Origin of the sequence: Cellulophaga baltica 18 (assembly GCF_000468615.2) — a bacterium.
Lineage (GTDB): Bacteria > Bacteroidota > Bacteroidia > Flavobacteriales > Flavobacteriaceae > Cellulophaga > Cellulophaga baltica.
Genome location: NZ_CP009976.1, coordinates 2790738 through 2812039, shown reverse-complemented (window position 1 = coordinate 2812039; position 21302 = coordinate 2790738). Strand labels below are relative to the sequence as shown.

Below are 21302 nucleotides of genomic sequence, written 5' to 3'. Positions count from 1 at the left end.
CCGCCGTACCTATGCAAAAGATATGCAAACAACATCTTTACAACATATATTCAGAGTACTATTAGCACTCTTTATGATATACGCTGGCTATAGCCATTTAACTTTTAATCGGATAGATTTTCAAGCCCAAGTACCTGACTTTATTCCTATAAGTAAGGACTTTATTGTGGTAGCGTCAGGCTTTGTAGAAATAGCATTAGGTCTTGCCTTATTGCTATGGACCCAGCATAAAACAACTATAGGGTGGATTCTTGCCTTATTCTTTATCTTAGTATTCCCAGGAAATATTGCGCAATACTTAAATCAGAAAGATGCCTTTGGTGCTCTAAACTCAGATAAAGCCCGATTAATAAGACTCTTTTTTCAACCTGTGCTCATTGCATGGGTACTTTGGTCTACTGGTGCATGGCAATCTTGGAGAACCGCTAAAAAATAACACATTATGAAAGCATTACAAATAATACAATACGGAACCTTAAAAGACAGTCTATCTATACAAGAAGTAGAAAAACCAGCAATTAAGGCCAATGATATTTTAGTAGAAGTTAAAGCAGCCTCGCTAAACCCTATAGATTACAAACTAGCCGAAGGACACTTAAAAGATATGGTTCCTCTAAACTTACCTACCACCATTGGATATGACGTAAGTGGTATTGTGATGGCACTAGGCGATGACGTTCAAAATTTTGATCTTGGTGATGAAATATACGCTAGGGTTCCTCAGGAGCAAATGGGCACCGTAGCCGATTATGTAGCTATTAACGTTAATTACGCGGCCAAAAAACCACAAAATAGCTCTTTTGAAGAAGCTGCCGCACTGCCTTTAGCCGGCCTTACTGCAATGCAAGCTCTAGAACGTGTAGGTATTAAAAAGGACGATAGAATTTTGATCCATGCGGGGTCTGGCGGTGTCGGGAGTTTTGCTATCCAATATGCAAAAATTAAAGGAGCTATTGTGTATACCACCACCAGTACTAAAAATGTAGATTGGGTAAAAGCCCTAGGTGCAGACCGTGTTATAGATTATAAGACTGAAGATTACCAAGCGGTTGCTGAAAATTTAGATATTGTTTTTGACACCTTAGGAAATGACTATACACTTGATGCCTTTAACATTATTAAAGACGGCGGGAGCGTAACGAGTATTGTTGGGCCGCCAGATGAAGAAACAGCAAAGCAAATGGGAATGACAGATTACACGCTTCCAGAAAAGTTAGCGCAGTTAATAGAAAAAAAATCTGCCACTTACAAGCTTACTTGGATGCAACCAAACGCAGCCCAATTACAAACCGTTGCAACAATGGTAGATGCCGGAGCTATAAAACCTATTATAGATTTAATTTACCCATTTGAAGATGGTGTTTCTGCCTATGAATATTTAGCGGAGGGTAGCGCAAAAGGAAAAGTAATTATTAGCCTTACGTAATCTAAGAATACTACCTTCTAGAAATTATAAAAGCAACTACTACTAGCATGTATACAAACAAATCAAGTCTCTTTAAGTTTCCCGCACTGCTCCTAATCATTACGTGTATCTTTTCAAATAGTGTAAAGGGGCAAACCCTAACTCGTGAGGCATTTAAAGATACCATGCAACAAATTCCCTATTTCACCATTCATAAAGATAATTACTTTATAACGGGTGTACCCACTAATAAGGAGATAAATAGTACTACCGCCAATGCCAAATATCAAGTTAGTTTTAAACAAATGATTACGCGCGATGTTCTGCCTTGGGAAACATATTTGTTCTTGACCTATAGCCAGAAAGCATTTTGGGATATCTACAAGGACTCTTACCCATTCAAGGAAATAAATTTTAACCCTACTCTTGGTGTGGGTAAAGCTTTTTTTGATAAAAACGATAGGATACGAGGTATCGGTAATTTATATTTTGAGCATGAATCTAACGGAAGAGATAGTATTTATTCCAGAAGTTGGAATCGGCTTAGCGCAGAATACCACCGTGCAGTCGGACCTAAAACGATACTGACTATAAAAGGATGGATCCCATTTGGCTATAAAAGTGGAAACCCAGAGTTATTAGACTATGTAGGTTTGGGGGAATTGACGGTAGCTCATGATTTTAGGGAAGATAAATTTAGTCTTGAAGTAAAATTAAGAAAAGGGTTACAATGGGATGCCAAAGGGATGCTCCGAACTCGTTTTTACTACAGACCTTCTAAGCACAAATCTAATCAATATATTATGCTAGAATGGTTTGCTGGGCAAGCAGAAAACCTAATTAATTATGAGCGCTTTACTTCTATGGTTCGGGTGGGGTATGTAATTAAAACTGATGAGCTTAATTTTTTAAAAGGGCGAAAGTGATACTACCCATTTAATGAATAGCACTCGTACAAGTGTTTTGGATAAGGTTAGATCGTATATAGGTCAAAAGCCTAAAATTAAGTCAGTGACAAGAAATTTATTACTTCTGAATTTACAGCTATTTCAAAATTAAATTCATTTATAAAGCAGCAAAAGCAATGTAGATTCTAAATCTAGAGACTTTGAAGAGCGGGAGTAAGCTATTTAGCTGAAAATCTCCATTTTCAATTACTTTTCAACTTTTATCGTATGTCCCAGACCTAATTCATTTTCATAATTATAAAAACTAAAGGAGAGATACCCTCTTATGTCATCAGTAATCTTCTGTTCAAAAAAACAAGCTGCTATTTCACTTTTACTAAGGTCATAGACTTTTCTCCCACCATTTTCCTCTAAATATACGGCATTTTCAAAGAGGCTATTTTTTTCTTTACTTTTAATAAACATCCTATATCCAATGTAAATATCGAAAACCTTAGTATCGTGACCCGAAAACTTAACGCCTGTTGGAGGAGGAGCTAATTTATGCTTATCTGTATAAATCAAATACTTACTGGGATTATGATATCCAGAACCACCTCCGGAATTCATACTAAGCCTGGTTGTTTCTATAGTGCTTGAATAATTACTTTTCACCTTAATTCTATAAGGTTTTAATAAAGTTACATATACACTATCAGCCATGACAATAGACTCCATAATATTCAGGGGCGCATCGGTTTTCTCAAAACTTAATTCTACGTTATCTTCCTGAGATCTGCAAGAAATGACTATTGACACAACTAAAGCAAAAAGGATGTAGGCATGTTTCCCCATTATAGATTTTAGTGTATTAATTAAAAGTCTTAATGTAAGTCCACCGAAATGTCTTGAATTTCTTTAATATCCAAAGCACCTATAGCAATATCAAATTTTAAATAATTCTTGTTCATTTTCAATAGGTTGGAAAACTCACAGGCTTTATTTTCATGCTGAAAATCTTTAAAAGAAGCTTTAACACTAGATCTAAATTTCAACGGTACTCCATTAATAGCAATATTATAATAACTAAGGGTATCTATATTTTTTGCTTTTACCGTTAGTGATATCTTATCAATAATACCGTCCTTGACCTCTTGAACTTCATGGTGGACATTTGTATTTAAAAAAGCTTTGTGATCTAAATAGGTCTGTTCCATTTTAGCCAAGGCCAATGAATTTTCATAGGGGTATAAGTTTGAAACTATAGTTTGTTCTTTTTCAACTCCTATAGTACTTACTTGTATATAATTAATAGTACTTAAAGTAACACCGGTAATTGGAAATGTAGCGGTAACAAAACCACTTTGAGAATTTAAATAGAAATTTGATGCGCTTTTTTGTCCGATAAGATAACTGGAATCTTTTTCCATGTAGCCCATACTTGCCAATACATTCTCTAAACTGTAGTCGTTTTTATTTTCAAAAGATCGCTCGTCTAATTTAAAACTTACTTGAATAGAATCTATTGTACAATTTTTGCTAAAATAACTCTTTAATTCTACTTCATTGGTACTCGAAATTTTATGACTGGTAACTAAATCACATTTTGAACTACTTTGTTGTTGCTCTTCCTTTTTTTTAGGCATGCATGACGAAAGCAGGAGAATGATACCTAGTACTTTTATAAAAATAAATTTCATGGCGATTTAATCAAGGGACTAAAATAATAGTTTGGAAGTTCTCAAACCACCTTCCTCAGAATTAATTCTAAAAAATAAATTATCTACTAGGGAAAATGGACCCAATCCACAACGTCTTCAAACATAGTAAAACAAACAAAGTCGAATATTAAACATAGATCAAAAAATGAAAGAAATGTAGGCACGAGCGTGACGCTCGCGCTAGCGGGGGAATTTAACAATAGTCTTTCTTATTGAATAAATACAACAACTTACATTACTCTTAAAAGCTATCTGTCTTATTTTTACACCAAATGCGTATGGTATTACCTTAATAGAACAATTTTACTTTTTCTATTTATTGCGATAATCGTAAGTATCCCAATTCTCAATTCTTAACCAATCCTGTATTGTTTTATTGGTTAAGTCTACTTTTTTGTAATCAAGTGTATCTCCAAAAAACAATAAATAATCAGCAGATATGTATTTTTCCTTACCATTTCCAAAACCAATAACATTATTAGTTCCTGTTACATTAATTTGATTTTCATCTAAAAATGCCTCATAATTCGCTCCAAAATAAGGTACATAATTTATTTTTTTAACTGGTTTATAGTTATCATCTACGTACAAGAACTGTGCATATTCTCGATACCTACTTACTTCATGAGAAATCCCACCATTTTCTTTAAATAAAAGGTAGCCTGTATTTTCTTTAAATTGAGTTTTCAAAACACCTGAAATAGGTATTTCATAAAGTCTTTTTCCATCTTTCCATTTTTTAGGTTTACCATCTTTACAATTAAATAATATTGATATGTTTCCTTTTATTCCATTAGGAATATAGAATAACTCTTTATCAATATGGCTTCCTGACAAACAAGAATTAAAGATTACACTTAAAACAATTAATAATATTACTCTCGTAAATCTAAATCGTCTGCTGCTGGCCGTGATAAATGCATTGTATTCCATTCATTTATTGTTAAATTTCTAAATGTTTTATTTTGGTAAGTTGGCTTAATCATTTACGAGGTCACGTTTTATCATTTCTCCGTCTTTGTACATTTCCGTATACAATAGAGCGCCTTTGGTGGCTATTGATAAATCTGCTTGCCCTTCCGAATTTCTTTTATACTTGAGTACAAAATAACTCCATTCACCTACAGGCTTCCCATCCTCAAAATGAGCTTCTAAATAAGTAAAATCATTCACATAAGTATTCATTTTTTTCTCTACCCATGGTCCTTCTCTAGTATTATTTTCAACCAGCCCTTCTTCTATTTCATTTTTATAATTTCCATTTTTATCATAATACCTAATAAATTTACCATCATAGGCTATTTTGTGCCTTTCTTTTTTTTCACAACTATATTCACCTTCAATTGCAAAAAAATTCTTAGAAGAAACTATCATTTGATTATCCATAAATGAGTAGGTAGAATATGAGGAAACATAGTCAAATTCTTGTTTGTAAAGTATTAAATCATCAATTATTACACCATCTACTGATACAGTTACGATATTAATAAAATTGTAGGAATTTAAAGCATTATCACTCGTGTGTTTACCTAATAATATAATGAAATCCTTATTTTTAATCTTCCCTATAAATTCATAATTTTCTCTTACAACTTGCTTACCAAAGTTTGAGTACATAGAATACTTTAAAGAATCTTCTATTGTAAGTGTATAGTTAAAGCCATCGGTATTTGATATCTTTTTCCAAGTATCTGTAATCGATTGTATTTTTTTTGTAAAAACATCAGACTTCAAATTTAAATATGCTCCATCTTCATCAGTTTCCAAAGGAAGTCCAAACTTACTAGGGAAAATAGTTTTTAATAAATAAATATTCCCTAATGGTAATTCAAAATCTGGTATTTTAGAGATAAATTCTAGAGGTATGCTTTCTACTTTTACCTGAACCAATGAATCATTACCTTGGATAGTTTGAGGTGGATTCAAATTCTTATTTCCACCTTTACAAGCAATAAATAAAAGAAATAGGATTAAAAAATTCTTTTTCATAGTATATCCTGAATAAAATCATGAGTATTTTGACGGTTAAAATTTGAACTATGTAAATGAGAATTATGAATTCCTACTACATTTACTGCATTAAGTTGTATAGGGTTACAATATCTAGTCCCATGCGTATAATTTCGATTACAAGCAATGTAAGGTAGGTTGAATACATAATGTATTCCCACTCCACAAATTCTCCCGACTTAGCAAAACGAAAAATCGAATCTTAAATTCAGCTCGAAAAGTAATAAATTAAGGACAACTTTAAAATAACACGGGCACGAGCGTGACGCTCGCGCCTGCGGAGGAACATTTACGCAGAAAGAAATAAAATTTTCAAACTATCGCATTTAAGTTTACGAAAAACAGGTCTTTAGTCTCAACAAACATAATCCATTGCTATTTATAAAACGTTTTTCGAACTGCGTCCAAGGTTTTCTTAGGCAATGGTAAATTATTAAAACGTTCCAGATTCATAGGCTCAGCAAAAAAATAAATTTGCTTATTATCATGTACAATGGTAAACGGTTTGCCTTCTTTATCTGCTACTATTTTAGTAGTGAAAGAGTTGGCATCAGCATTTTCAATTTCAAGACCCTTCCAATACACTTTATTTAAATCTTTAATGTAGTCGGTATCAAAAATACGCGCATACTTTTTATTAATTTCTATTTGATAAAAAGGAGGGTAACAAACAGGGTAGTCTCGATAAACATACATGTAATTTTTATCGTAAAAATATACATCACTATGCTCCAACTTACTAAAAGAACCTATATCAACCACATCTTTCAAAAAAGCAATAGAATCATTTAAGGTACCCACAGATTTGTTAAAAGAAAATGGAAATTTTTGACACTTTGATAACTCTCCGCCAAATGGGCTTTTTATTATTTCACGTTGGCGTTTTAGAAAAATATCCGAATTATTATCTTTATATAATAAACCTGCAACCACTTCAGTATATACCGCTGGATCATTTTTACATTTAACTGTATCTTGCTTATTACATATAGAAGTATGTTGATTTAATAATTCATCACTATCCTTAGTTTTATTTCGATTTATTATTAAGTAATCATTATGACCTGTTGAAAAAGTCTCTGGTTTATAAAAATTACTACCATATAATAAATGAAAAATAAAAGCGGAAAGTAATATTGAAAATAATATTATTTTCTTTGAATTCTCCATAATAATATATTTTTAGCGTGCTTATTCTTACTTTCCCAAAATGCCTCTGCGATTATTAAAAAAACACTATCCATCTTAGCAAATTCAATAAATCTAGAATTACTTCCAGAATCTACATACCCCTGATCTAGAATTCGAAAGGTAGGTTCTTTAGGGTCAGTATAATTTATCAACAACAACATCACATGATAATCACCATGCATTGAAAAATAATATAAATGATACCCTTTTCTTTCATTTATTTCTTCTAATATCTTCTTAGATAAGCTAGAATTTAATTTTGTTGGCTTATCAAATGTATTATAATTATTAGTTCTTATTTCTATATAACTTTTAATATAACCCAATTTTGCAATTATCGCAGCTCTAATAGAACCACTTTCAAGCCTAACACCGTTACCTCCCAACTTAATATAATTAGGTTCTTTATAAAAATTGTCAGTATCTTTTAAAATAGCCCCTAAACCTCTATCAGCTGTATTAATACAATAACCATTTCCTGCAAAATCTCCCTTTTTATTAAACTCTTTTGCACTCTTATTTTCCTTGAAAAGTAAGTCTACTTCTTCTAAAGTAAAAACGTCTTTATAATAAGCTATAAAAATTACTTTAAAACACCCACAAAACAAATTTTCATAATCCCCTTCAAACCTATCTTTATCGTCGTTTGCTAAAAACCGGATATAAAATTCAATACTTTTTTTAGTGGTTATATCTATCTCAACATCTATATTATCTTCCCATTTAACCAACACTTTGTCAGAATAATTAGTATCATCCTTTAATTTAATACTAGCAGTTGCGCCTTCTACCTCTACATATTTATCTTTCTCTAGAGATAATTCTAAACTGATATAACCATCATCATCCCCTTTTCCAAAAGTAAAATCTGGACCCCCCTTTTTTACCGTAAAAGGAATAATTGGCTTTTCAAGTTTTGTTATTATTGCTTGTATAGCTTCATTAACTTGACTATCAACAGTTTCAGATAATAAATCGACGAAAATAGGGTTCCCATTTTCATCCATATCCATTAAAAGTTCATCATTTTTGGTGTTATACTTTTGCGGATCTCTTAATGATACTAAAGGAATAAATTCATCCATTTCAGTAGTAACACCTTCATAAGAAACATTACTATCACTTACACTATTTATAGTTAATTTACCCATACTATTCTTTTTTTACAAATGATATAAGATCTACTCTCATAAGGTTAGAAGTAATGTCACAAGATTCTATTATATTATTCTCCAATTCTTGACCATTATACATAAAATTTAGTCGTTCGATACCTAAGTCAATATTCACCTGTTCACCAATCATATTTTGAGTTTTAACAACTAATACTATGTCTTGACCTTTACGTATTTTAGTAATCTTATCTCCTTCTGTATTTTCAAAATAGGAATTTAGTATTTTAAGATTTGTGTCTTCTTGCTCCACAACCACCGGAGCCTCCGCAAAAGGATTACTAGGGTTCCAAACTTTCTCAAAAATTACATCGCGTACACGTTGTATCCCTGGAGTAATTGTCAGTTCCATTTTAAGCGGATCATGACCCGTAGCGCTAAATTGCTCTCGCAATCCTACACAATAGCAATTGGCGAATTCAAAATCGAACAATTTACTCAACCCATCTCTTTTAAAGAAACGGATATACCCATCATACATTTGGTAATCATCTAACATCCATAAATGAAACAAAGAATCATCTCCTGTAGACTCTACCACAAAGTTTAATTGTCCGCCTTCTACGTTTGCTTTAGGCTTTCCCCTAGCATCAAGAAGTTGATGGTATACGTAATTGCCATTGAGAACATTACGTTGTTCTCCGTTGATAAAAAGTTTTGCTAGAAAAGCCATAGGTTACTGGTGCTTGTACTGTTTAACTATAGAAGGATAACGCAATTGTATTAACTATGTATATAAAAAGATGACAGAAATGCTACTTTTTTAGATACCAATACCAAACGCTCACCACTACTGAACAGCTAAAAATAAGATAAATCGGTAAACTGATTGTATAATTTTCCTAATTTACGACGAAATACACGTAAATTTTCTATAGCTACGGAGTACGTATTCATAAACAAGGGACATACGAATGTATAGGAACAAAAAAAGTCTCTGAAAATTCAGAGACTTTTGATGTGATGGCAGAAGGATTCGAACCTTCGACCGCCTGCTTAGAAGGCAGGTGCTCTATCCAGCTGAGCTATGCCACCTACACTGAAAGAATTAAATTTAATTCTTAGAGGATGCAAATATACTGTTTTCAATAAATAATTTGCAATTAAATTTTAAGTAATTTTAAGAATGTTAATTTTAAGTTTGCAAAAACTTAATTTTGAATGCATTAGGGTTTAAAAAAAATTCTGTTCTACCCTCATTTAATTTCAAATTCTATATACACCGGTAAATGATCTGAAGGGTACTTTAAGTCTTTAGAATCGCTCAACACCGCATATTTGTTGACTTTGATTGTAGTTGGAGCTATAAATATGTAGTCTATCCTTCTTTTTACAGCGGTGGTGAACTTAAACGCATTAAAGGTACCTTCCGGTCCAAAAGTCAAGTGCGCCACTTCCTTAGCATCGCTCAAAACGTTTTTCACTGTCGCTATAACTTCATCAGTGGGTTCTAGATTAAAATCTCCTGTTAAGACTACAGGATAGTCTTTTGTGTTTACCTCCTTTATTTTATTCAAAATTAACTGCACCCCTTTGGCTCTAGCTATAGCCCCTTTATGGTCTAAATGTGTATTAAATACCCAAAACTTTTCTTTTGTATCCTTATTGGTAAACAATCCATAAGTACACACTCTATTACAGGCTGCATCCCAACCCATAGAAACTTCTGTGGGGGTTTCTGAGAGCCAAAAGGTATTTTCTTCTGCTACCGAAAATTCTGATGAATTGTAGAAAATAGCAGCATACTCGCCTTTATCTCCCCCATCTCTTCCTACGCCTATAAAGGTGTAATTATCTAATTGTGCCGCTAAATAAGCAGTCTGTTGTGGTGTGCCTTCTTGAATACCAAAAATATCAGGACTATAAAATTTTAACTGATTTACAACAAAATCTTTTCGAAAGGGCCATGCATTTTCTCCGTCTGAGGCTACATCTAAACGGATATTGTAACTCATCACAGAGGTTGTCTGCCCCGCTACAGAAGTAATGTTGAGACCGAACAATGTGCACGTAAAAAACAGCATTAATTTCATCATAAAGTATATTTTATAAGTTGACAATAGTAGGGAATACCACTAAAATAAAGCTGTTCATCAGATTAAGAAAATGATATCTTTTATGTTTATTTCTTACGTAAGAGCAACAAACCTAAAATGGTTAAACCTGCATTTACGGCGATATTCACAAAACCAAAATCGAACTTAAATTTTGCAATTAACACTTCACTCAACGCGTAGGTTACAAAAGGTGCTAAAAGACAAACTACCGGAACCCATTTATCTATGAGCTGCACTTTGGTAAACATTCCCAATAGAAATAAACCTAATAAAGGTCCGTAGGTATACCCTGCAACTTTAAATATCAAAGAGATTACATCGCCTTTGCTATTCGCAAAAAGCATAATAATAGTAAAAACAATTACAGAGAAACCAAGTAGTACTTTGTTTTTTAAACTTTTACGCTGTGCGCTAGATTTTTCCGAAATATCTAAAAAATCATACGTAAATGATGTTGTTAATGCGGTTAGAGAAGAATCTACACTAGAAAAAGAGGCGGCTATAATTCCTAAAAGAAAGAATATAGCGGCAAAAACACCTAAATGATTTAAAGCTAAATTAGGAAATAAGGTATCTGTATGAATTAATTTTCCTTTATCATTTACCGGCAGTGAAATTCCGTTTTTCTCTGCATAGATGTATAATAAAACACCAAGACCCAAAAATAAAAATTGCGTTGCCGCTAATATTAGACTGTAGGTTAATGTATTTTTCTGAGCATCCCACTGATTTTTGCAGGTCAGGGTTTTTTGCATCATATTCTGGTCTAAACCTATCATGGCTATGGCTACTAAAATTCCCGCTATGAACTGCTTGTAAAAATTATTTCCAGAAGCACCGTCCCAATTAAAAATATCAAAATAGCTATGGTCTGCCACTGCAGTAATTGCCGTAGTAAAATTTAAATCTAATGAAGTAGTAATGGCATAAATAGAAATAACAGCTCCTAAAATTAAAAAGGTAGTTTGTAAAGTATCGGTCCAAACAATAGTTTTTATCCCTGACTTATTGGTGTACAACCACACTAGTAAAAGAATAATTATAACGGTAATAAAAAACGGCACATTCAGGGCATCAAAAAGTCCAAATTGTAAAATCTTAGAAGCCAATAACAAGCGGAGGGCTGCGCCAAAAGACTGTGAAATTAGAAAGAATAAAGACCCGGTCTTATAGGAATTTATTCCAAAGCGCTCTTTTAAATACCCATAAATAGAAACCAATTTGAGTTTAAAATAAAGCGGAATTAATACAAAAGTGATAAATAGATAGCCTACCACATTCCCTAATATAAATTGATAAAAATAGAAATTATTATTCCCCACCATACCAGGAAGTGACACGAAGGTGACACCAGAGAGCCCTGCTCCTACCATACCAAAGGCAACCAAAAACCAAGGCGATTGGCGGTCTCCCGTAAAGTAAGATTCATCACTCCCATTTTTAGAGGTAAAATGAGAGATCACCATTAAAATAATAAAGTAAATAGCAATTATGCCTAGGACGTAGTACGGATTCAATTTGATGCGGTTTTAAGAGGTTTAAATTAGCATTTTTTTAAAGAACTTTTACTATCTATTAGCAGATAATCAAAGAATAGGGAGTTCTGTGAAAGTATCCGCATATCTATCAACAAGTTAAAGGAACCTCAACTATGTTTGTCTATATAGATTTACCATTCACCGACACTTAAAAGTTATTCACCTACGTAACGAATTTTAATTCTATTTAAAATGGAATATTTGCAGTCTAATTTATTAAGCTATGGACGTATTATTTATTGAAGACGACACAATTGAGACCATGAAACTACAAAGAACAGTTTCTAAACTACAATTAAAACATAATATCATTGAGGCAAAAAATGGTGAGCAAGCCTTAGAAATTCTTAAATCTAGCACCAAATTACCAGATATTATTCTGTTAGATTTGAACATGCCTAGAATGAGTGGTATTGAATTTCTAGAAATTATAAAAGCAGATGCCAATTACAAATACTTACCTACAATTGTTTTAACAACTTCTGAAAACAGAGCAGATTTACTAGAATGTTATAGAATAGGTATTGCAGGATACGTGATTAAGCCTTTAAAATATGAGGATTACGAAACAAAATTAAAAACTGTTTTTGAATACTGGCAAACGAATGAACTGGTAAAGGCATAAGCTTTTAGCCTTTTCACAACATTTTTTTCATATTAGGTGCTAATTTTCCTACTTTTAAAGTTGAAATTAATATGTACATATGAAAGGTGTTGTCTTTACAGAGTTTTTAGAAATGGTAGAATTAAAGTTCGGCTTAGAAGTCGTTGATACTATAATCGAAAATTCTAATTTACCCTCAGAAGGTATCTATACGTCTGTAGGTACCTATAGCTTTAATGAAATGGTGAGCCTTATTACCAGTCTTAGTGACGAAGTAAAGGCCCCCATGGGCGATCTTATTTATGCCTTTGGTCTCTACCTCTTTAAGGGCTTAGGAAGCTCACACCCCGAAGTAATAGAAAACTACTCCAACCCTATAAGTCTTCTTTACGCTATTGAAGATCATATTCATGTACATGTCAAGAAATTGTACCCTGATGCAGAACTTCCTACATTCAAAATTTTAGATAAATCAGATAACTCCATATCTATGGTATACTCTTCTTCTAGAGGTTTATACCGCTTAGCCCATGGGTTAATTGAGAAAACTTTTGAACACTTTAATGGTACTGCCACAATCACTTACGAACTTTTAAAAGAGGATGGTACTGAAGTAAAATTTGATATTGTCCAGAATGGATAACAAAGAAATCACTTTATTAAAACGTGCACTTGACCGACAAGTAAAAGCTCGTAAACAAGCAGAAAGCATTTTAGAAGCCAAATCTAAAGAGCTCTATGATACGACGCGCCATTTACAGGAAGTTAACAGCCGTTTAGAGAATCTACTCTCTGAAAAATCATCAGAATTAAACGAAATTTTTGTAAATATTGTAGATCCTTATGTAGTTATGGATCTTATGGGCAACATTATAAAAATGAATGATGCCGCAAGAGAATTTCTTGGCTGTGGCCCTGATGAAGAAATAGATTTGAGTTCTTACGTACACAAAGATTATATAGAATACACCTACAACTCTTTTAAATCATTAGTAGAAGTGGGTACCATAAAAAACTACAGACCAAAGTTAGTACTTAAAGATGGTACCATTAGAACCGTTGAAGTTAACGGAAGTATTATCTATGACGAAAATAGAGTGCCTGTTGGTGCGCAAGGCATCATACGCGATATTAGTCAGGAATCTGAAATTAAAGAGCTTTTAGGCAACCAAAGAAAACAATTAGACATTATCGTAGAAAATTCTCCCTTAGGAATTATATTAACGGATAATGAACATATTATAAAAGCAAACAACGCTATAGTAAACTTATTAGGCTACTCTATTGAAGAACTAAAAAAGCAATCGTTAGATGCTATTTCTAGCTCTGAACACACCACAGAGTCTCAAAAATTAATGCAAAAAATGGACGACGGGGAATTGGAAAATTTCTCTGTTGTTAGAACATTTATTAAGAAAAACGGGAAACAGCTTTTTACCAAAACAGCCGTAAGTGCTGTTAAAAATCAACAAGGAGAAATTGATTATAAAGTAATTATCCTTGAGGATATTACTAAAGAACTTGAGGCCGAAGAGCAACTAAAAGCCTCAGAAAATAGACTCTCGTCTTTAATTGCTAATCTACATACTGGAATTTTAGTAGAAGATGAAGATAGAAATGTAGTCCTTGCCAATAAAATGTTTTGTGCGCTATTTGAAATAGAAGCACCTCCCCACAGATTGGTAGGTATTAATTGTGAAAATGCCATGAGTGGTAATGAGCATTTATTTAAAAATCCTGATTTTGAAGTAAGCCGAATTAATAAAATTATACAAAAGAAAGACTTGGTGCTTTCTGATGAAGTTGAAATGGCAGACGGTAAAACGCTGCAACGAGATTTTATTCCTATTTTTAATAAAGGTGTTTACAATGGGCATTTATGGACTTATACGGATGTCACAATTTCTAAAAACTACAAGAGAAACTTAGAGGTACAAAAGGAAAAATACAGTAGTATTATTGCAAATATGAACCTTGGCTTACTGGAAGTAAACCTTGATGAAATTATACAAACTGTAAATCAGAGTTTTTGCAGCATGAGTGGTTACACGGAAAAAGAATTACTGGGTAACAAGGCTACTGATCTTATAAAAATAACCGATACAAATACATTAAACAGTAAATCTGAGAAGAGACTAAAAGGTGAGTCTGATTCTTATGAAGTAGAGGTCCTACAAAAAGATGGCACTACAAGACATTGGCTAATAAGTGGTGCCCCTAGGTATAATGATTCTGGTAAAGTAATTGGTTCATTAGGCATCCATTTAGATATTACCGCACAAAAGCAATTAGAATTACAAAAAGAAGCGCTTGTAAAAGAGTTAGAGAAGAGCAACGTAGGATTACAAGAATACGCGCATATTGTTTCGCATGATTTAAAATCGCCTTTACGAAGTATTAGTGCCTTATGTACATGGTTAAATGAAGATTACCAAGATAAACTAGACGATAACGGAAAGTACAACTTATCAATGATGCAAGAAAAAGTAGAAGCTATGGATAGCCTTATTGACGGTATCTTAAAGTACTCTACTATTAACAGTGATAATATAGAAAACTCTTCTGTAGATGTAAATGAAGTAATTAAAGAAATTACAGATATTATATATATCCCTGAACATGTAAAAGTAGTGGTAACAAGTACGCTACCTACTATTCATGCAGATAGGACTAAAGTACATCAACTTATACAAAACTTCCTAAGCAATGCTGTGGTGCATATTGAGCGAGAAAAAGGCTTAGTAGAAATTGGTTGCATTGAGACAAAGACGCATTGGCAATTTAGTGTAAAAGATAATGGTGTTGGAATTCCTAAGGAATACCATGAAAAAATATTTAAAATATTTCAATCTGTTGGAAACAAAGAAAGGTCTACAGGAATTGGTCTTTCTATTGTAAAGAAAATTATAGACTTGTACGAAGGTCAAGTGTGGCTTGAAAGTGAAATTGGGGAAGGAACAACATTTTTCTTCACCCTAAAAAAATAAAAAAATGAAAATAATTCAAGCTATAAAACATAAAGACCAAGCATGGAAATTTATGTCGGAAAAAACGACATTTAACAATCCACTTGTACTCGTTTTCGGAAATAGATTTTTATTGGAATCTCCCACCCTATATGAAGAAATAAAAACAATGTTCCCCGATGGAAATATTGTGTTTGGTTCTACATCTGGAGAAATATTAGGCGAAAATGTGTTTGATGATAGTATGGTCATTACCGCCATAGATTTTGAAAATAGCACCTATGTCATTCATTCAGAAAACATTATTAATTTTAATTCTGATTCGGAGCAATTAGGCGCTAAACTAGCGAGCAAATTTACAAAAGAAGGTTTAAAACATCTTTTTATAGTGTCTGAAGGCAGTCTGATAAATGGATCCGCGCTAATAAAAGGACTTGAACAACATATGCAAACCACCACAATTACTGGCGGACTCTGTGGCGATGGGGCTTTATTTGAAAAAACGCTGGCCTCACACAATGAAAATCCTAAAAAAGGCGAAGTTATTGCCATAGGTTTATATGGCGAACAATTAGAGATTACCTGTGCCAATTACGGCGGTTGGTCTGCTTTTGGCCCTGAACGAATTATTTCCAAATCTAAAGACAATGTTCTTTATGAGTTGGATGGGCAACCAGCATTAGATTTGTATAAAAAATACCTTGGAGATAAGGCCAATGAGTTACCACAAGCGGCCTTATTATACCCTTTAAGTTTACGCGTAAAAGATAGTACTGAAGTAGTGGTACGAACCATTATAAATATTGATGAGAAGGCTAATACTATGATTTTGGCAGGCGATGTTCCTGAAGGATCTACTGTACAGCTCATGATGTCTACGGTAGATGATATTGCAGAGGGTGCAGCCAAAGCAGGCATGTATGCCATGCGCTCTAGAACAAAAAAACCAGACCTTGCCTTATTGGTAAGTTGTATTGGAAGAAGATTGGTAATGAACCAAAGAACTGAAGAAGAAATAGAAGAAGTTATAGAAGCTATTGGCAAACAAGCTGCAGTAGCGGGCTTTTACTCTTATGGCGAGTTATCTCCGTTTTCTAATCAATTAGGGTGTAAATTGCATAATCAAACAATGACCTTAACTCTGATTAGCGAATAATGCACTCACTCTTAAAAAGACAAATCCGAAAGCACTTACCTGAGAATTTGAAAGATTCTGAAGATCTTGCTGCTTTTTTAGATGCCATTAATAATTCGTATAAGGATTATGATGATAAGGCAGAAATGGTGCAAAGGGCTATGAGTATTAGTTCTATAGAATTAACACAAGCAAATAAAGACTTACGGGCAGAATCTGAAAGTCAGCGTAAAATTTTAAATATATTAGAAAAAGCAATTCGTGTTTTAAATGATTCTGGAAACACAGAACCTGAAGAAAATTCTCCTATGGAATTTTTAGAGGTAGATGCTTTAGAATTAGCTGCTAAGATTGAAAAGCAAGCGAAGGATATTGTGAAAATGACCGCAGAGAAAAATACTATGATGAAGAATTTAGAGCGGCAGAACGCCTCTTTAAATGACTATGCACACATGGTATCGCATGATCTAAAGTCGCCCATAAGAAATATCAACGCATTAATGTGCTGGATTATAGAAGATGAGAAAGAAAAATTCACATCAAATAGTATAAATAACTGTAACCTCGTCTCTCAAAATTTGCAAAAAATGGATGCCTTAGTTGATGGCATATTAAGACATGCTGTTATTGACTCTTTAGAAGAGGAACAAATACACTTAAACTTAAACCATTTAATAGACGAAATAACAAAAACAGTCTTTATTCCTGAACATATAAAAGTTAGAATCGTAGGGCAATTACCCACATTCCTGACCGAAAAATATAAGATAGAACAGCTATTTAAAAATTTAATCACCAATAGTATTACTGCTACGGAACAGGTAGAACATGGCGAAATTATTATTAAACATCTAGAAGATACTAATTTCTGGAAGTTTTCCGTTTCTGATAATGGAAAAGGGATTGCAAAGAAACATCAAGAAAGTATTTTTAATATGTTTAAAAAACTTGAGAATGATTCTAATGCCTCTGGAATTGGATTAGCATTAGTGAAAAAAGTAGTGAATATATATGAAGGAGATATCTGGTTAGAGTCTGAAGAAGGCAAAGGAACTACAATTTATTTCACCCTAAAAAAATAGTATGGAACAACAACCAAATCTTAACTATATAAAAGACTTATCAGGAGATGATAGTGCATTTGAAGAGAAATTTATAGCGGTCTTAAAAGAAGAAATTCCTTTGGAAAAAGAGGAATATATACGCTGTATCACTGCAGAAAATTATAAAGACACTGCTTCTATTGTACATAAGTTAAAACATAAGCTAAATATTCTTAGCTTAACGGAAGATTATAAGCTTGCGGTTATTTACGAAGAAGATTTAAAAAAAGGAGATTCCTCCCTCAACGATAAATTTTTAATTATCTTGAACAAAATTGATGTTTACATTAAAAACCTATAATTTATGAATTGTATTATAGTTGATGATGAAGGTGCAGCACGAATGATTGTAGAACAATTGTGTTCTAAAATTCCAGAATTGGATGTTATAGACTCTTTCTCTAACGCTATGGATGCTATGAAATTTTTAAATCAGCAAACTGTTGATGTTGTTTTCTTAGACATTCATATGCCAGGTTTCACCGGAATAGATTTTGTACAAACATTAAAAAATCCACCTAGAATTGTTTTAACCACTTCTGACACGAATTTTGCTATTGAAGCTTATGAGTATGAAGCTATCGTAGATTATTTGGTAAAACCAATTACGGAAGATCGTTTTGAGAAATCTATCGTAAAGATAAAAACAGCCTTGGAAAAAAGCAAAGCTCCAGCTCCTGTAACTACTAAAGCTGCTTCTAATGCAGAAGATGATATTTACATTAATATAGATAGACGCTTAATAAAACTTAAGTTAAACGAAATCTTAGTCGTTGAAGCAAAAGGTGATTATATAGAAGTAAAGACCACCACAAAAAATTACCGCGTACATAACACGCTAAAAAGTATTAAAGACAAGTTGCCTGAAAACATGTTCTTGCAAATTCACCGGTCATACATTATTAATTTTACGAAGATTATTGATATTGAAGATAATAGTGTGTTAATTGAAAAAAGTGTGATCCCAATAAGCAGATCTAACCGTCCAGAATTAATGAGAAGATTAAACCTTCTTTAATTCTCTCCAACTCGTTTATAACAAGTTTACATAAAAGCTTGATTAACTATAAAACCGTAAAAGAACCAACCCTATAGTGCTATCAGATAGTATAGCAATAATTACCTCAACTACCAAAACTCCGCTAGAATAAATCAGCGGAGTTTTTTTATACGTTAAATTTAAGAGGGTCTTATTTATTCGTTGTTTTTCTTCAGCTTCTTAAAGTAGAAAGGCTCTTTTAAAAACAACCACTTTACTTTTAGTCCGATTTCTGTAAACTCAAAACCAGCAGCAGTAGCAGAGGCAATATTGCTATATTTTCCGTACACTTCGGCACTCCATCGGGTATTAAATTGATGCTTCACTCCCACTTCTGCTCTAAAAATAACCGTCTGTGCATCATCTTCTACTTTTTGTAGTCCTGAAGCCGCACTTATCATATAGGTTGTTTTCTCGGAGAAATTACCTCTCAAATCACCAAACAGTTCAAAGGCTTGATAGGTTTCTGGACTAAAATAAATGGTAGGTAATTGATCTTGAAATGTAATATACTGAAAATTCACACCTACTTTAAAAGCGGGTTTTTTAAATACGTTATAATATAACGAGGTGAAAAGTAAATTTCTGATATTATCATCTGTTTGTCTCGTATGCATTAACTGCGTATACCAACCCAATTTAAAATTAGTGCCCATATTATAATTTAAACCATAATGGTTCATTACAATTTCACGCTCAATTAATTCTGCATTAAAACTCTGCACTTCTCTCTTGTATCCAACATCTAAACTCTGAAGTCTAAATGGTTGGGTTTGCAATTTAATATCAAAAACAGGTTGCGTATAGGAATCCTCTGTGAAATTAGAGGAATTGATTCCTAGTGAGGCTTTCAAATTTGTTTTAGGCATAAGTTTGTACTCAATTCCGGCCATTAAAACATGAGAGCTAGCTTCATGCATGGTTACAGAATTATCTGTCGTTCTGTATTGATAATTTAGCGTAGTAATTAACTTGGTATTTATAGGCACATGAAAATTAGTTGTACTAGAGAAAGCCTCATTGTTTCCATTATCAAAAGTGTAAGCGATATGCTCTTCTACACTTGGCGTAAATTTTAAATTAAGTTTTTCTATAAAACCAAGTGCATCTTTCTGTTTATCAAATATTTTTAAAGTTTGAAATGCCGCATTGTACGCAGGTATAATCCTATCTGATGCAAATAGCGCATTGGCTTTTCCTAGATTACCATCAAAAGAAGTACTATCTCTAGATAATATCATATCATAGTTAGATAAACTCGTTTTAAAATCTGCCGTATACATGCCGCGGGTTGCTTTTAATGCCGCAATCCAATTCCTGTCAGGATACTGCTGTTCCAAAAGTGCTATCTCTTCTTTAGCATCTTTGTATTTATTATTCCATATAAGTGCTTGTACATACCTATCATAGGTAGTTTCTTTTAAAGCTTCATCATCAATGCTAGCCACTTTCTCTTTTGCTTGACCTGCAATACGTAACGCTTCCTTATCATTTTCGCCAATATGTTCCGCCAATGCAATCCCGTTAAGGGCGGTAATAGAATCTTTCTCATTTGTTGCTAAGCGCGCATATATTGCTTTAGCATTAGCTGTTTCCTTTATGATAAGGTATATGTTGGCTAGGTTTAATAAGGCATCTTTATCTTCAGGAAAATCAGTAAAAATCTCATTTAAGTAAGCAATTCCTTTTTTATATTCTTGGTTATTTACAAAAGTATTGGCATAGCCTAGTTTAATAAATTTTCGTGACACTTTTGCACTTCCGTTTTCTGGTTGAATGGCAATAGCTCTGTTTACCATCTCTAAAGCTTGAGGATATTCTTTAAGATTAGATAAGGTATTGGCATACCCAAGTACAGCTCCAAAATTATCTGGATTTTCTGCCACCAGCTTTTTGTACAGCGGTTTAGCCGCAACAAACTCGCGATCCCAAAGAAAAGACTCGTTATAATTGATTTGAATTTCAAAATCGCCAGGATATTCGTCTAATAATCCTTTAAAAATAGTGTTGGCCAGTTTAGGCTCACCACTAAGCCCCACTGCTCTACCATAACAAAGCTTGGCCGTTTTATTATCCGGGTTGCTTTCTAGATAAGATTTGAAGAACGTTTCCGCTTCTTCAAACTTTCCGGTCTCTAATAATTGAAACCCTTGAGTAATAGTGTCTTCTTGCGCCCAAATTAGGTGCGCTGAAAATAGGTATATAAATAGGATGAACTTTCGCATGAATTAGTTTGTACGTTTTTTACTACATTTTAAATAACGGTATTTTATCGAAAATATTAGCATTCATTAGTATTATTTCTAGCTATGGTAAAGCTATGGTCTCCATACTTGTTTTGGAAGTATGCATTTGTCTACTCATCTATTACAATAGGTCATTGACCGAAGCCTAGATAAAAAAGAATGCCAATTGCAAGACATTTGGTAAAATAATTGAAGGATAATGATTTTACATTTTTTAAACAAAATACA

At 33.1% G+C, this 21302-nt stretch carries 20 protein-coding genes and 1 tRNA gene; 10 read left to right on the top strand and 11 right to left on the bottom strand.

What is annotated here, in order from left to right:
• Positions 1 to 22 precede the first annotated feature (22 nt).
• Genes M666_RS12045 through M666_RS12035 form a run of 3 tightly spaced genes read left to right on the top strand, consistent with a single transcriptional unit; the run spans position 23 to position 2331 of the window.
• Complete coding sequence (locus tag M666_RS12045; protein WP_029446046.1) at positions 23 to 436, top strand: DoxX family protein; 414 nt, start codon at positions 23 to 25, stop codon at positions 434 to 436.
• A gap of 6 nt (positions 437 to 442) precedes the next feature.
• Positions 443 to 1426: an NADP-dependent oxidoreductase gene (locus M666_RS12040; protein ID WP_029446045.1), complete on the top strand. Its 984-nt coding sequence runs from the start codon at positions 443 to 445 to the stop codon at positions 1424 to 1426.
• A gap of 47 nt (positions 1427 to 1473) precedes the next feature.
• Positions 1474 to 2331, top strand: coding sequence for a phospholipase A (locus tag M666_RS12035; RefSeq protein ID WP_029446044.1), 858 nt, complete (start codon positions 1474 to 1476; stop codon positions 2329 to 2331).
• A 228-nt stretch (positions 2332 to 2559) separates the two neighbouring features.
• Here the strand turns inward: M666_RS12035 and M666_RS12030 are convergent, their stop codons facing one another.
• From M666_RS12030 to M666_RS11985, 10 genes are all read right to left on the bottom strand, one after another.
• Positions 2560 to 3147, bottom strand: a complete 588-nt coding sequence (locus tag M666_RS12030; protein WP_029446043.1) for a hypothetical protein — start codon at positions 3145 to 3147, stop codon at positions 2560 to 2562.
• A gap of 29 nt (positions 3148 to 3176) precedes the next feature.
• Entirely contained in the window at positions 3177 to 3938 is a 762-nt protein-coding gene (locus tag M666_RS12025; protein WP_029446042.1) for a hypothetical protein, read from the bottom strand.
• Positions 3939 to 4325: 387 nt separating this feature from the next.
• Positions 4326 to 4946 (bottom strand): DUF6843 domain-containing protein, encoded by a 621-nt coding sequence (locus M666_RS12020; RefSeq protein WP_029446041.1) that lies wholly within the window; start codon positions 4944 to 4946, stop codon positions 4326 to 4328.
• A gap of 45 nt (positions 4947 to 4991) precedes the next feature.
• A complete protein-coding gene (locus M666_RS12015; protein ID WP_029446040.1) occupies positions 4992 to 6002 on the bottom strand; it encodes a hypothetical protein in 1011 nt (336 codons plus the stop codon).
• Between the two features lie 396 nt (positions 6003 to 6398).
• A complete protein-coding gene (locus M666_RS12010) occupies positions 6399 to 7193 on the bottom strand; it encodes a DKNYY domain-containing protein (RefSeq protein WP_029446039.1) in 795 nt (264 codons plus the stop codon).
• Positions 7172 to 8365 (bottom strand): hypothetical protein, encoded by a 1194-nt coding sequence (locus M666_RS12005; protein WP_029446038.1) that lies wholly within the window; start codon positions 8363 to 8365, stop codon positions 7172 to 7174. The genes M666_RS12010 and M666_RS12005 overlap by 22 nt, the downstream gene beginning before the upstream one ends.
• Position 8366: 1 nt before the next feature.
• Positions 8367 to 9059, bottom strand: coding sequence for a type VI secretion system tube protein TssD (tssD, locus tag M666_RS19980; RefSeq protein WP_029446037.1), 693 nt, complete (start codon positions 9057 to 9059; stop codon positions 8367 to 8369).
• A 288-nt stretch (positions 9060 to 9347) separates the two neighbouring features.
• Positions 9348 to 9421: transfer RNA gene (locus tag M666_RS11995), tRNA-Arg, on the bottom strand.
• Positions 9422 to 9582: 161 nt separating this feature from the next.
• Positions 9583 to 10419 (bottom strand): endonuclease/exonuclease/phosphatase family protein, encoded by an 837-nt coding sequence (locus M666_RS11990; protein WP_394331757.1) that lies wholly within the window; start codon positions 10417 to 10419, stop codon positions 9583 to 9585.
• A gap of 89 nt (positions 10420 to 10508) precedes the next feature.
• A complete protein-coding gene (locus M666_RS11985; protein WP_029446035.1) occupies positions 10509 to 11960 on the bottom strand; it encodes a sodium:solute symporter in 1452 nt (483 codons plus the stop codon).
• Between the two features lie 244 nt (positions 11961 to 12204).
• Here M666_RS11985 and M666_RS11980 point away from each other — a divergent pair, with 244 nt between their 5' ends.
• The 7 genes from M666_RS11980 (at position 12205) to M666_RS11950 (ending at position 18807) form a co-directional block, all read left to right on the top strand.
• Positions 12205 to 12606, top strand: coding sequence for a response regulator (locus M666_RS11980; protein ID WP_024480222.1), 402 nt, complete (start codon positions 12205 to 12207; stop codon positions 12604 to 12606).
• Positions 12607 to 12685: 79 nt separating this feature from the next.
• On the top strand, positions 12686 to 13228 hold the full coding sequence (locus M666_RS11975) for a heme NO-binding domain-containing protein (RefSeq protein WP_024480221.1): 543 nt from the start codon (positions 12686 to 12688) through the stop codon (positions 13226 to 13228).
• Positions 13221 to 15572: a PAS domain-containing sensor histidine kinase gene (locus M666_RS11970; protein WP_029446034.1), complete on the top strand. Its 2352-nt coding sequence runs from the start codon at positions 13221 to 13223 to the stop codon at positions 15570 to 15572. The genes M666_RS11975 and M666_RS11970 overlap by 8 nt, the downstream gene beginning before the upstream one ends.
• 4 nt (positions 15573 to 15576) lie before the next feature.
• The gene (locus M666_RS11965; RefSeq protein ID WP_029446033.1) at positions 15577 to 16707 is read left to right on the top strand and encodes an FIST signal transduction protein; all 1131 of its coding nucleotides are present in this window, start codon (positions 15577 to 15579) and stop codon (positions 16705 to 16707) included.
• Positions 16707 to 17768, top strand: coding sequence for a sensor histidine kinase (locus M666_RS11960; protein WP_029446032.1), 1062 nt, complete (start codon positions 16707 to 16709; stop codon positions 17766 to 17768). Before M666_RS11965 ends, M666_RS11960 begins: the two co-directional genes overlap by 1 nt.
• 1 nt (position 17769) lies before the next feature.
• Positions 17770 to 18090, top strand: coding sequence for a hypothetical protein (locus M666_RS11955; protein WP_024480217.1), 321 nt, complete (start codon positions 17770 to 17772; stop codon positions 18088 to 18090).
• A gap of 3 nt (positions 18091 to 18093) precedes the next feature.
• Positions 18094 to 18807 carry a LytR/AlgR family response regulator transcription factor gene (locus M666_RS11950; RefSeq protein ID WP_029446031.1) on the top strand — a complete coding sequence of 238 codons (714 nt, stop codon included), beginning with the start codon at positions 18094 to 18096 and terminating at the stop codon, positions 18805 to 18807.
• 176 nt (positions 18808 to 18983) lie between these two features.
• Here M666_RS11950 and M666_RS11945 read toward each other — a convergent pair whose 3' ends face one another.
• Positions 18984 to 21053 (bottom strand): tetratricopeptide repeat protein, encoded by a 2070-nt coding sequence (locus tag M666_RS11945; protein WP_029446030.1) that lies wholly within the window; start codon positions 21051 to 21053, stop codon positions 18984 to 18986.
• Positions 21054 to 21302 lie beyond the last annotated feature (249 nt).

Excerpts from the sequence above, each read along its gene's own strand:
- M666_RS12045 (WP_029446046.1), top strand. The coding sequence starts at position 23 with ATGCAAACAACATCTTTACAACATATATTCAGAGTACTATTAGCACTC.
- M666_RS12040 (WP_029446045.1), top strand. The coding sequence starts at position 443 with ATGAAAGCATTACAAATAATACAATACGGAACCTTAAAAGACAGTCTA.
- M666_RS12035 (WP_029446044.1), top strand. The coding sequence starts at position 1,474 with ATGTATACAAACAAATCAAGTCTCTTTAAGTTTCCCGCACTGCTCCTA.
- M666_RS12030 (WP_029446043.1), bottom strand. The coding sequence starts at position 3,147 with ATGGGGAAACATGCCTACATCCTTTTTGCTTTAGTTGTGTCAATAGTC.
- M666_RS12025 (WP_029446042.1), bottom strand. The coding sequence starts at position 3,938 with ATGCCTAAAAAAAAGGAAGAGCAACAACAAAGTAGTTCAAAATGTGAT.
- M666_RS12020 (WP_029446041.1), bottom strand. The coding sequence starts at position 4,946 with ATGGAATACAATGCATTTATCACGGCCAGCAGCAGACGATTTAGATTT.
- M666_RS12015 (WP_029446040.1), bottom strand. The coding sequence starts at position 6,002 with ATGAAAAAGAATTTTTTAATCCTATTTCTTTTATTTATTGCTTGTAAA.
- M666_RS12010 (WP_029446039.1), bottom strand. The coding sequence starts at position 7,193 with ATGGAGAATTCAAAGAAAATAATATTATTTTCAATATTACTTTCCGCT.
- M666_RS12005 (WP_029446038.1), bottom strand. The coding sequence starts at position 8,365 with ATGGGTAAATTAACTATAAATAGTGTAAGTGATAGTAATGTTTCTTAT.
- tssD (WP_029446037.1), bottom strand. The coding sequence starts at position 9,059 with ATGGCTTTTCTAGCAAAACTTTTTATCAACGGAGAACAACGTAATGTT.
- M666_RS11990 (WP_394331757.1), bottom strand. The coding sequence starts at position 10,419 with ATGAAATTAATGCTGTTTTTTACGTGCACATTGTTCGGTCTCAACATT.
- M666_RS11980 (WP_024480222.1), top strand. The coding sequence starts at position 12,205 with ATGGACGTATTATTTATTGAAGACGACACAATTGAGACCATGAAACTA.
- M666_RS11975 (WP_024480221.1), top strand. The coding sequence starts at position 12,686 with ATGAAAGGTGTTGTCTTTACAGAGTTTTTAGAAATGGTAGAATTAAAG.
- M666_RS11970 (WP_029446034.1), top strand. The coding sequence starts at position 13,221 with ATGGATAACAAAGAAATCACTTTATTAAAACGTGCACTTGACCGACAA.
- M666_RS11965 (WP_029446033.1), top strand. The coding sequence starts at position 15,577 with ATGAAAATAATTCAAGCTATAAAACATAAAGACCAAGCATGGAAATTT.
- M666_RS11960 (WP_029446032.1), top strand. The coding sequence starts at position 16,707 with ATGCACTCACTCTTAAAAAGACAAATCCGAAAGCACTTACCTGAGAAT.
- M666_RS11955 (WP_024480217.1), top strand. The coding sequence starts at position 17,770 with ATGGAACAACAACCAAATCTTAACTATATAAAAGACTTATCAGGAGAT.
- M666_RS11950 (WP_029446031.1), top strand. The coding sequence starts at position 18,094 with ATGAATTGTATTATAGTTGATGATGAAGGTGCAGCACGAATGATTGTA.
- M666_RS11945 (WP_029446030.1), bottom strand. The coding sequence starts at position 21,053 with ATGCGAAAGTTCATCCTATTTATATACCTATTTTCAGCGCACCTAATT.